The 8,163-nt window shown below is 34.4% G+C and carries 14 protein-coding genes; 12 read left to right on the top strand and 2 right to left on the bottom strand.

Features of this window, described 5'->3' with window-relative positions; genetic code table 11:
* The 4 genes from QMN38_RS26085 to QMN38_RS26070 all read left to right on the top strand — a co-directional run.
* On the top strand, positions 1-373 hold a 373-nt coding region (locus QMN38_RS26085), incomplete at its 5' end, for a hypothetical protein (RefSeq protein WP_323606372.1).
* 168 nt (positions 374-541) lie between these two features.
* A complete protein-coding gene (locus QMN38_RS26080) occupies positions 542-796 on the top strand; it encodes a hypothetical protein (protein ID WP_094544837.1) in 255 nt (84 codons plus the stop codon).
* 34 nt (positions 797-830) lie between these two features.
* Positions 831-1,175, top strand: coding sequence for a hypothetical protein (locus QMN38_RS26075; RefSeq protein WP_001763174.1), 345 nt, complete (start codon positions 831-833; stop codon positions 1,173-1,175).
* A gap of 116 nt (positions 1,176-1,291) precedes the next feature.
* On the top strand, positions 1,292-2,443 hold the full coding sequence (locus QMN38_RS26070; RefSeq protein ID WP_001763175.1) for a zincin-like metallopeptidase domain-containing protein: 1,152 nt from the start codon (positions 1,292-1,294) through the stop codon (positions 2,441-2,443).
* 45 nt (positions 2,444-2,488) lie between these two features.
* On the opposite strand, the gene QMN38_RS26065 is transcribed toward QMN38_RS26070, so the two are convergent.
* A complete protein-coding gene (locus QMN38_RS26065) occupies positions 2,489-3,037 on the bottom strand; it encodes a hypothetical protein (protein WP_323606371.1) in 549 nt (182 codons plus the stop codon).
* A gap of 199 nt (positions 3,038-3,236) precedes the next feature.
* Between QMN38_RS26065 and QMN38_RS26060 the strand changes: the two genes are divergently transcribed.
* From QMN38_RS26060 to QMN38_RS26025, 8 genes are all read left to right on the top strand, one after another.
* Entirely contained in the window at positions 3,237-3,590 is a 354-nt protein-coding gene (locus QMN38_RS26060) for a type II toxin-antitoxin system RelE/ParE family toxin (RefSeq protein WP_001763177.1), read from the top strand.
* Positions 3,587-3,877, top strand: coding sequence for a NadS family protein (nadS, locus tag QMN38_RS26055; protein WP_110129308.1), 291 nt, complete (start codon positions 3,587-3,589; stop codon positions 3,875-3,877). Before QMN38_RS26060 ends, nadS begins: the two co-directional genes overlap by 4 nt.
* A 51-nt stretch (positions 3,878-3,928) precedes the next feature.
* Positions 3,929-4,303, top strand: a complete 375-nt coding sequence (locus tag QMN38_RS26050; protein WP_040214351.1) for a hypothetical protein — start codon at positions 3,929-3,931, stop codon at positions 4,301-4,303.
* A complete protein-coding gene (locus tag QMN38_RS26045) occupies positions 4,300-5,010 on the top strand; it encodes a hypothetical protein (protein ID WP_323606370.1) in 711 nt (236 codons plus the stop codon). The genes QMN38_RS26050 and QMN38_RS26045 overlap by 4 nt, the downstream gene beginning before the upstream one ends.
* A gap of 320 nt (positions 5,011-5,330) precedes the next feature.
* On the top strand, positions 5,331-5,789 hold the full coding sequence (locus QMN38_RS26040; protein WP_103767528.1) for a hypothetical protein: 459 nt from the start codon (positions 5,331-5,333) through the stop codon (positions 5,787-5,789).
* 51 nt (positions 5,790-5,840) lie between these two features.
* A complete protein-coding gene (locus tag QMN38_RS26035) occupies positions 5,841-6,017 on the top strand; it encodes a hypothetical protein (protein WP_323606369.1) in 177 nt (58 codons plus the stop codon).
* Positions 6,018-6,035: 18 nt separating this feature from the next.
* Positions 6,036-6,824 (top strand): N-6 DNA methylase, encoded by a 789-nt coding sequence (locus tag QMN38_RS26030; protein WP_050188741.1) that lies wholly within the window; start codon positions 6,036-6,038, stop codon positions 6,822-6,824.
* Between the two features lie 20 nt (positions 6,825-6,844).
* Complete coding sequence (locus tag QMN38_RS26025) at positions 6,845-7,633, top strand: N-6 DNA methylase (RefSeq protein WP_130979854.1); 789 nt, start codon at positions 6,845-6,847, stop codon at positions 7,631-7,633.
* A gap of 151 nt (positions 7,634-7,784) precedes the next feature.
* Here the strand turns inward: QMN38_RS26025 and QMN38_RS26020 are convergent.
* The coding region (locus QMN38_RS26020; protein ID WP_323606368.1) for a hypothetical protein at positions 7,785-8,163 on the bottom strand (379 nt) is incomplete at its 5' end.

Here is an 8,163-nt window from a genome sequence, read left to right as displayed (position 1 = left end):
AGCTGATAGAAACAGAAGCCACTGGAGCACCTCAAAAACACCATCATACACTAAATCAGTAAGTTGGCACCATTACCAAAAATATGAAACTATTGAAGAAAAGATCCTGGCTATCTATTCTGGAAAAGCTGAAAAATTAGCTCAAAGAAAAAGTGCTGTTCTTAAAGAACTGATTACGGCTAACAGTGCGAAAGCTATTGAAGAACTTACCAGAGAAAGAATGGTTATCGACAAAAGGCTTTTTGTCTGTAAAAACATACTCAACAGTATTCGTAATGCTTCATCTAAGAAGAATGAAAACTTTTCTAATTATGTTGTCGTTCTTTCTACCGAAGCAGCAAGATTAAATATGCTGACACCGTACACCGTTTAACGGAAACATCTCTCTCATTAAGCCCCTTTTTTGGGGCTTTTTTGTTTTCTGGTAAACCACATATCCGAAATATTTATATTATTTCATATATTATATTGTATATTATTTTATATATTATATATTAGAGTTACAAGGAAATAGAAAACTAACTAACAAACGGGGTGATTTATGGAAATATTAAGAGAAAAAAGAAAAGCATTTTCAACTAACAGATATATGTTAGTGATTGAAGATTTTAACGGCGGCTTATCTGATTCAGCATACAGAATAATTGAAACAACAAAAGATTTCAGACCAGAAGACAGATTTAATTCTTCAAAACCAACTTACAGGACTTTAAGTCATATTGATTTTTCAGACGACGAAGAAGTTAACAATAAAAGTTTTATTACATTAAAAAACAAATTCTTTGACCTAATATAATAACAGGGGGTGAAAGCCCCCACAGGAGAACAGTATGGAGTATACAATAAATTTCTTTCATAACCTTGACGACATATTAAAAGGTACTCATTTAAGGCTTGTCTTTGTGGCTATCATTGGATTTGCCATTTTTATGAAAGGTATCAGGCATGTTATCAATGATTTTCCAGTGCTGGTAAGCTACTACAAACGAGCCAAACGAGAAGGATATACAGATTTCCAGTTCTTTATTAATAATGCTCACAACATTGGAATGTATCTTTTAGTTTTGTTTGCCACGGTTTTAAGTGCCTATGCAATTTATTTCAGTGCAGAAAGGATAAACACAATTCAGGAATTGCAGGAAAATACAGTCATTACCACACCCAAAAATAAATAAATAAAAAAATAATAAATAAATTTGAATATTAAAAATTCTCCGGGTATTGTTATTTTACCCGGTTGTTTTATTATATATATATAGCCATTAATAATTATTATAAAAAGGAGGTATTTATGGCATTTTACAAGAAAAGAACTTCCAGTGATCCCGGAATGAGTAAAGAAGATAAAATGAACTTATTCATGGAAACACGAAAAGCAGAAATTATAGAATCTCTTAACCAATTACCCGACGATAAACCTATCTGGCAATCACCCGTTTTTACAACCAAATACATAAACCCTGTGAGTGGTGCTAAATATAACATTGAAAACTCCGTTTTGCTGTTAGGTCAAATGAGAGAACGAGCTTTAAAGAATCCAGACGAAAAAGAAAAACTTCCCTTCTTCATGACTTTTAATCAGGCTAAAAATTCGGGTCTAATCGTTCCGAAAGGAACAAAGTCTTTTTCGATATTAAAAAGATTCGGAAAGAAGTACGAAGTAACCAAGCTGGACGAAGAGACAGGACAGGAAGAGATAGAAGAAAGGTTCAGGAGAGCAGCTTCAATAGATTTCGTCTTCAACATTTCAGATCTGGAAGGAGAGCTATCAGCGAAGCTACAACGAAACATGAGTATGGGGTTTAGTAAAGCCACTAACGAAGAGGCAAAAGTCATTCTGGAAGCACTGGAAGCGACCTCGCCGGTGAAGATCACCAGGGTAACCGACTTTAACAGTTCGTCAGGCTCTTACTATGTGCCGTCAGCAGAGTTTATTAACCTTCCCCCTTCTTCCCTTTTCAGGAATGTCATAGAAGAGATCTCGACCCTGGCACACGAGATAGCCCACTCCTGGGGGCATAGCAGCCGTTTAAACAGGGAAACCCTGAATACATACAGCCAGGACAACAAAGCACGAGCTGAGGAGGAACTGGTAGCGAATGTGGCAAGCCAGGCAGTCGTTAATCATTTTGGTCTGGAACTCGACGACAAGAGACAGTTTGAGTCCTACGAGAAGAACCATGATACCTATGATTTTGGCTGGGCGAAGCTTCTTAAAGACAACCCGGACAGCATAACAACAGCTATCCAGAATGCAGATAAAACAGCGGGTAAAATGATTGCCGAAGTTGAATTGTGGTTGTCGAATAAATTGAAAGATAATCCAGATCTTGCAGTATCGGAATTTATTAAAGACAGGATAAACAAAAAACAGGAAAAGGAAGAAACACCAGAAGAAAACCCCACTCCTGAAATATCCACCAGGAGAAAACCTTCTATCTGATTAAGAGAAGAATTTAGTATAAAAGGAGGTTTTACCCTCCTTTATTTATTCTTTTACGTATGTTGGTCTTATCACTTCTGGATTATTCAAATCTATTTTAAAGACGGGAACTTTCCCTTGATGATACTTTAATGAGTATTCAAAAAGAGTGAGTAGTTTGTAAAATTCTTGTTCTATTTGTTCGTCGTTTAAAGTTTTATCAATCGCCAGGTGATAGGTGGCAATGCCTACGGGTTCTCTTGAACCATTCCAGTGATAAGGAACACGGAAAGTAACAGCATGAGATACATGATACTTTTCCCTTATTCTTGCCTTTTTTGCCATTGTTCCACAAATAAAAGACACTTTTAACTCTTCACTTTCAAAAAGCATTTTATATCCAGTGAATAAAGCTGGTATTTTATCTTTCCAGTGATGAGGGGCATCATAGATTTCATTATAATTTTTACAGAAAAGCTTTAAAGCATAGTAAAAATTCATTGTAAGAATATCTGGTTGATTAAATGGGGTTCGTGGTTTTACTTCATAAGTGCAATCAAAGTATTCCAGAAATAAATTAACTCTTTCTTTCTTATCCCGGATTCTTAATACCATATTTATCTCCTTTTTAGTTGTTATCACTCATTCATTATCAGGAAATAAATTAATATCAATGTGTACCAGTTATGTTTCTGGATATACGGCTTACCCACTCAAAAGAACGGTTAACTTATCATCAAAAAGGGCTTGCAACTCTTACACAGTACCACTAAGATAGACTCATACAGTGTGCGAGTGAGATAGAGTTAAGGGAATGAATTTACTACACTTCATTGAAACCAAAGTCTTTCAGAGAGTGATCGATGGATTGCTTTCACCTGACGAACTCCGGGAGTTTCAGGAAGTGTTAAGGCAAGATCCTACCGCTGGCGATACCATATCAGGTACGGGCGGTTGCCGTAAGATTCGCTGGGCTTTGCCTGGTATGGGTAAAAGTGGTGGTATCAGGGTCATATACTACTATCTGACAGCAGATAACGAAGTATTCCTTCTTATAGCTTATCCCAAGAACGAGAAAGACAATCTCACTAATGCTGAAAAGAACCAGTTGAAGAAAGCCGTAGAAGGTATAGAGCAAGCCTCCCAGGAGGCAAGGGGGAAGAAATGAGAAAAGAACTCTTTGACGACCTGATCGAGAGTGTTAACGAAGCCGTAGCCATCAAACGGGGTCTTGTAGCCCCAGCTCGTGTTACGACTTTTGAGATGCCCGATGTGAAAGCTATCCGCACGAAAGCGAAGCTCAAACAAAATGAGTTTGCCCAGGTAGTGGGTGTCTCCCCTTCTCTGGTGCAAGCCTGGGAACAGCGAAAGAGAACACCCACCGGCAGCAGTCTTAAACTGTTGCGGGTCATTGAAAAGCATCCTGACATGCTTAACCTGTTCAGAACAGCATAAGCCCCTTTACTGGGGCTTTATTGTTTAATCTGTATTACCCAGGGTACAGCAATGATAAAGAGATACAGTGAAAGACTTGCAGAACTGGAACTACTACAAAACAGGCTGTTGCTGTCGTTCCGAACGGATGACGACGATTATATTTTAACTGTATGCCGTCAAATCAGCGATACAGGGCTAAATCTCAAATACAGTAATACAGATTATATTTTCCATTACATAAACTGTTGCTCTTACCACAGAGAACCCAGTTTTATTGTGATCGGTTTACTGTTGTCATTACAGGCTAAAAAAACGGTCATGGCATACAGATTATTTAAGAAGCTGTATATAGATAAAAAAGATAGCCACAGCTTAACTGACAACATTCAAAGAACGGCTGGTAGTTTACTGACTGTTATGAACAGAAAGGATAGTGCAGCTTGAAAAATTTAATCCGTAGAATTGAAAAATATTTTAATCAGGAAATGGATTTCAATGATATTTCATCGACTACTATCGACGGAAACGAAAATCTTTTATCTGGTGCTATTACTTTCTTAATGCACAAAAACATTGATAGTGAAGTCTCATTGTCTTTACTTCAAAATTTAATCGATCATGGTGTTAATGTTAATCATAAAATTGAAGAGTCTAACAGCCCATTAATAAAAGTTTTTCTTTATCAATGGAAGAACAGCGAGTTTAAAGCAAAGGTCATTGAAATACTTTTATCAGGTGGAGCAGACCAGAACATACCAGGTCACAACCTTCTTGAATATGCTACGGCGAAAGAATGTAAGCTCTTACTGGCTTATGGTGCAGATCTGGAAAGAATCGCTGATAATCGCTCACAGACGGCTATCTTTGATTGTTATTGTCTCGATAAGCTGTCTGTGCTGATTGATTCAGGGGCAAACATTAATCACTTAAACAAAAAGGGTAAAAACTGTCTGGCTTGCTATTACAAGAAAAGCGAATATGTCAGATTTTTACTGGATAATGGTATAAATGCAGCCAGCTTCCTGAATGATAGTGATTATACGGAAGAACAAAAGAAAACTGTTAATGCAATAATTGCTCAAAAAGAGAGTGAGCAGTTAAAAACAGTATTCGGAAGTAATCTTGAATCAAAAGGGATGATTAGGATATGAAAAAAGCCACAAACTGGGTAGAAGTGGCTTTTTAAGGGTACTTACTAACAAATTTCAGAGTTACATAGGAAATCCTTATCCTGTGTTTATATTTCTATCAGGTTTTTAAAGTCTGTCAACAAACCCCGCCTATAAAACTATTTTTATATAAAAAAATAGCACTTTTTGTATTTTAATAATTTACTTATTGAAATCATCTACTTATATTTTAAATATAAAAAAGAAAACGCTTGCTTTAATTTTATGAATAAAAATATACCTGTACTTATTTTTTTATTTATTATATATTAGTTCTATTCTAATAATAAAGGAGAATAAAAATGAAAAAACAAAACACTCAATACTCTACATTCACTTCATATCTTTCTAAAACTAATAAGAATGTGGATATGTACAGGATTTATAATCCACTAAATGAAAAATTGCGTTTCAGTTCACACGATAAAAATTTTTATGATTTATATTTTAAAAGGCATTTTATCACAAGAAGAAATATTTTAACTGTCTTTTCTATTCATTGTTATTTAACAAAAAATGAAAGATTTATAGATGATAGAGTATCCTTCGTGAAATGTTCAATATATTTATTTAGAATAATATTTAAATCATTAGCTAATGATATTGATTTTAACATTTCTTTCCGTGGTGGAAATTTGATTTTCATTTCACAGTTCGGGAAGAAAGAAGAAATTTCATATTTCACTTTATCAAAAATTGCAGGTGATATTTTTGATATTAAAGACTTTTCAATGAGCAATGAAAAATTACTTGCGGCATAAAATAAGGAGAATAGCATGATATTAAATGTAGTCAGCATTCAGGAGAGATATATGAACAACCAGATCAATAAAGTGCCTTACAGCAGCGGTGATAAACCAGAACTTCCTAAAAATAAAAAAGTTAAGTTTTATCACGAAGACGAGTATGCTTTTGCTCATTTCATGTATGACGATACAGCAGCCGAACAAGACAATGCAGAAACTAAAATCGAGAATAATAACAATTAATAAAGATAAGGGGTTACTATGGAAAAACAATTTAAAAAAACACTGGCAAGCATTCAAACCCGTTCCAACCGTTCAAGCTCTGATACAGTCAGAGAGTTCTTTAATTGTGTGTCTTACACAATGATAATGAATAGTCTTTTCCAGTTAGAACGAAGAGAGTTATTCTATTCAGGAAGTAATATATATGGTTTCAACCAGCTTGCTATACAAGCTGGTTTTATTGAGAAATCAATAATGTTAACTGACAGGCATAAATTCAGTATTGAAGAAAAATTTTATAATCAGTTTGATACTGAAATTATAGATACAGCTAATCTAATCTCGCTTGAAATACAAAAACAACCTTTAACAGATGTTTTCAATAGAATATTTGAAGATTGTTATTTAACAGGAAAAAAAGGTGAATGGCTGGGGCAGTTTTTAACACCTAACAGGCTTGCAGAAGCAATTTCTAGATTTGTAGGCTGGGAAAAGGATATTAAATACAATATTGGCGATTGTTGTGCAGGTACAGGCTCTTTACTTTTTCCCTTACTTAGAGAAATTCATAGCAAAGAAGGATATGAAGGAGTCCAGAAAATAGAGCTTCTTTATAATGAGATTGATCCATTAATGGCACAATTGTTTATGGCTCAGATATTAACCAACATGACTTATCATAATCTCGATTTTAAATCTCTTCATGTTTATATAGGTAATGCGATTACAGAATATGATACTGTAAGCACTCTTTTTTTGAGATTTAAGCAAAATAAATTAGTAGCTCAACGGGTATTAGAAATTGATAAAGAAAAGAAAGCAGCATAATTTTTATAAGGATAAACAAAATGAAAAAACAATTTTATAAAGCAATGGAAAATATTTTAACACGATCTAATCGCTCACATTCTGATACAGTCAGAGAGTTCTTTAATTGTGTGTCTTACACCATGATAATGAATAGTCTTTATCAGTTAGAAAAAAGAGAACAGTTTTACTCAGGTGAAACAACATATCGGTTTTCAACTATTCTCAATGAATTGCATGTAGCAGAGAGAAATATAATCATAACAAATAGACATAAATTCAAAGTTGATAGTGTGTTTTATAAAAGATTCGCAAATGAAATAACATATATTTCAGGAGTATTATCTAATGAAATTGGGAAAAACCCACTAACTGATATATTCAATGAGTTGTTTGAAGATTTATTTTTAACAGGTAAAAAAGGTGACAGCTTTGGTCAATTTCTTACACCTACTGATATATCTGAACTTTTGACAGATATAGTTTATACTACCAGTAAAGATAAATATAAAATCGCTGATAGCTGTGCTGGTACTGGTTCTTTAATATTCCCATTAATTAAAAGGATATTTTTTAAAGAAGGGTTTGAAGGTATTCAAAAAGTAGAGTTGTTTTATAATGACAAAGATTCATTTGTATCTCAGTTGTTCATAGCTCAAATATTGACTAATATGATTTATCATAATCTCGATTTTAAATCTCTACATGTTTATATAGGCAATGCAATTACAGAATATGATACAGTAAAGACTCTTTTTTTAAGGGTTAAGCAAAATCCGTTAGTGGCTCAAAGAGTATTAGAAATTGACAGAGAAAAGAAAGCAGCATGATAAAAAGAATTACGGCAAAGGTTTAATTTTGCCGTAAGATATACACTTCAATACTAAGGAAAATAAATAAAAACGGACCACAATTACATTTTTATCTATGTATAGAGATATCAGATATTAATTACTTGTCAATCATCATCCACAAAATAAATTATATCGAATAAGCCATTTTTATAACGGAACCACTTTCCTTTATGAGTTTAAAGTAAAGCTGTTCTATTGTTGGAGTAGGGCATTTAGGATTACCAGAACGGTACCGCTTGCTGCGGTCGTTACCCAGGATCTGACTATCATAGACATTGCACGAGCAAACTCTAAACTCCCCTTCCCTGCCGTTCGTGCTTCTCTCTCTTAACATGAACTCTTTTGTTCGTAGCTCATTAAAAATATCGTGCGGGTCGTCCAGGATATCCATTTTATAGACTTCAACCAGATTGTTTTTAATGCAGAACGATTCCAGACGGCGATAAGCTTGCTCGGTAAGACCAAGAGCATAGACAATAAATTCTCCCGACAGTGAAGCTTTACGG

It is taken from the genome of Citrobacter sp. R-1.5.2 (assembly GCF_035064245.1).
Taxonomy (GTDB): Bacteria; Pseudomonadota; Gammaproteobacteria; order Enterobacterales; family Enterobacteriaceae; genus Citrobacter.
Note: the sequence above shows the minus strand (reverse complement) of the source record. Positions and strands in the feature narration are given on the sequence as shown.

Excerpts from the sequence above, each read along its gene's own strand:
- nadS (WP_110129308.1), top strand. The coding sequence starts at position 3,587 with ATGAGAAAAGAACTCTTTGACGACCTGATCGAGAGTGTTAACGAAGCC.
- QMN38_RS26035 (WP_323606369.1), top strand. The coding sequence starts at position 5,841 with ATGAACAACCAGATCAATAAAGTGCCTTACAGCAGCGGTGATAAACCA.
- QMN38_RS26030 (WP_050188741.1), top strand. The coding sequence starts at position 6,036 with ATGGAAAAACAATTTAAAAAAACACTGGCAAGCATTCAAACCCGTTCC.
- QMN38_RS26080 (WP_094544837.1), top strand. The coding sequence starts at position 542 with ATGGAAATATTAAGAGAAAAAAGAAAAGCATTTTCAACTAACAGATAT.
- QMN38_RS26040 (WP_103767528.1), top strand. The coding sequence starts at position 5,331 with ATGAAAAAACAAAACACTCAATACTCTACATTCACTTCATATCTTTCT.
- QMN38_RS26065 (WP_323606371.1), bottom strand. The coding sequence starts at position 3,037 with ATGGTATTAAGAATCCGGGATAAGAAAGAAAGAGTTAATTTATTTCTG.
- QMN38_RS26025 (WP_130979854.1), top strand. The coding sequence starts at position 6,845 with ATGAAAAAACAATTTTATAAAGCAATGGAAAATATTTTAACACGATCT.
- QMN38_RS26050 (WP_040214351.1), top strand. The coding sequence starts at position 3,929 with ATGATAAAGAGATACAGTGAAAGACTTGCAGAACTGGAACTACTACAA.
- QMN38_RS26060 (WP_001763177.1), top strand. The coding sequence starts at position 3,237 with ATGAATTTACTACACTTCATTGAAACCAAAGTCTTTCAGAGAGTGATC.
- QMN38_RS26070 (WP_001763175.1), top strand. The coding sequence starts at position 1,292 with ATGGCATTTTACAAGAAAAGAACTTCCAGTGATCCCGGAATGAGTAAA.
- QMN38_RS26075 (WP_001763174.1), top strand. The coding sequence starts at position 831 with ATGGAGTATACAATAAATTTCTTTCATAACCTTGACGACATATTAAAA.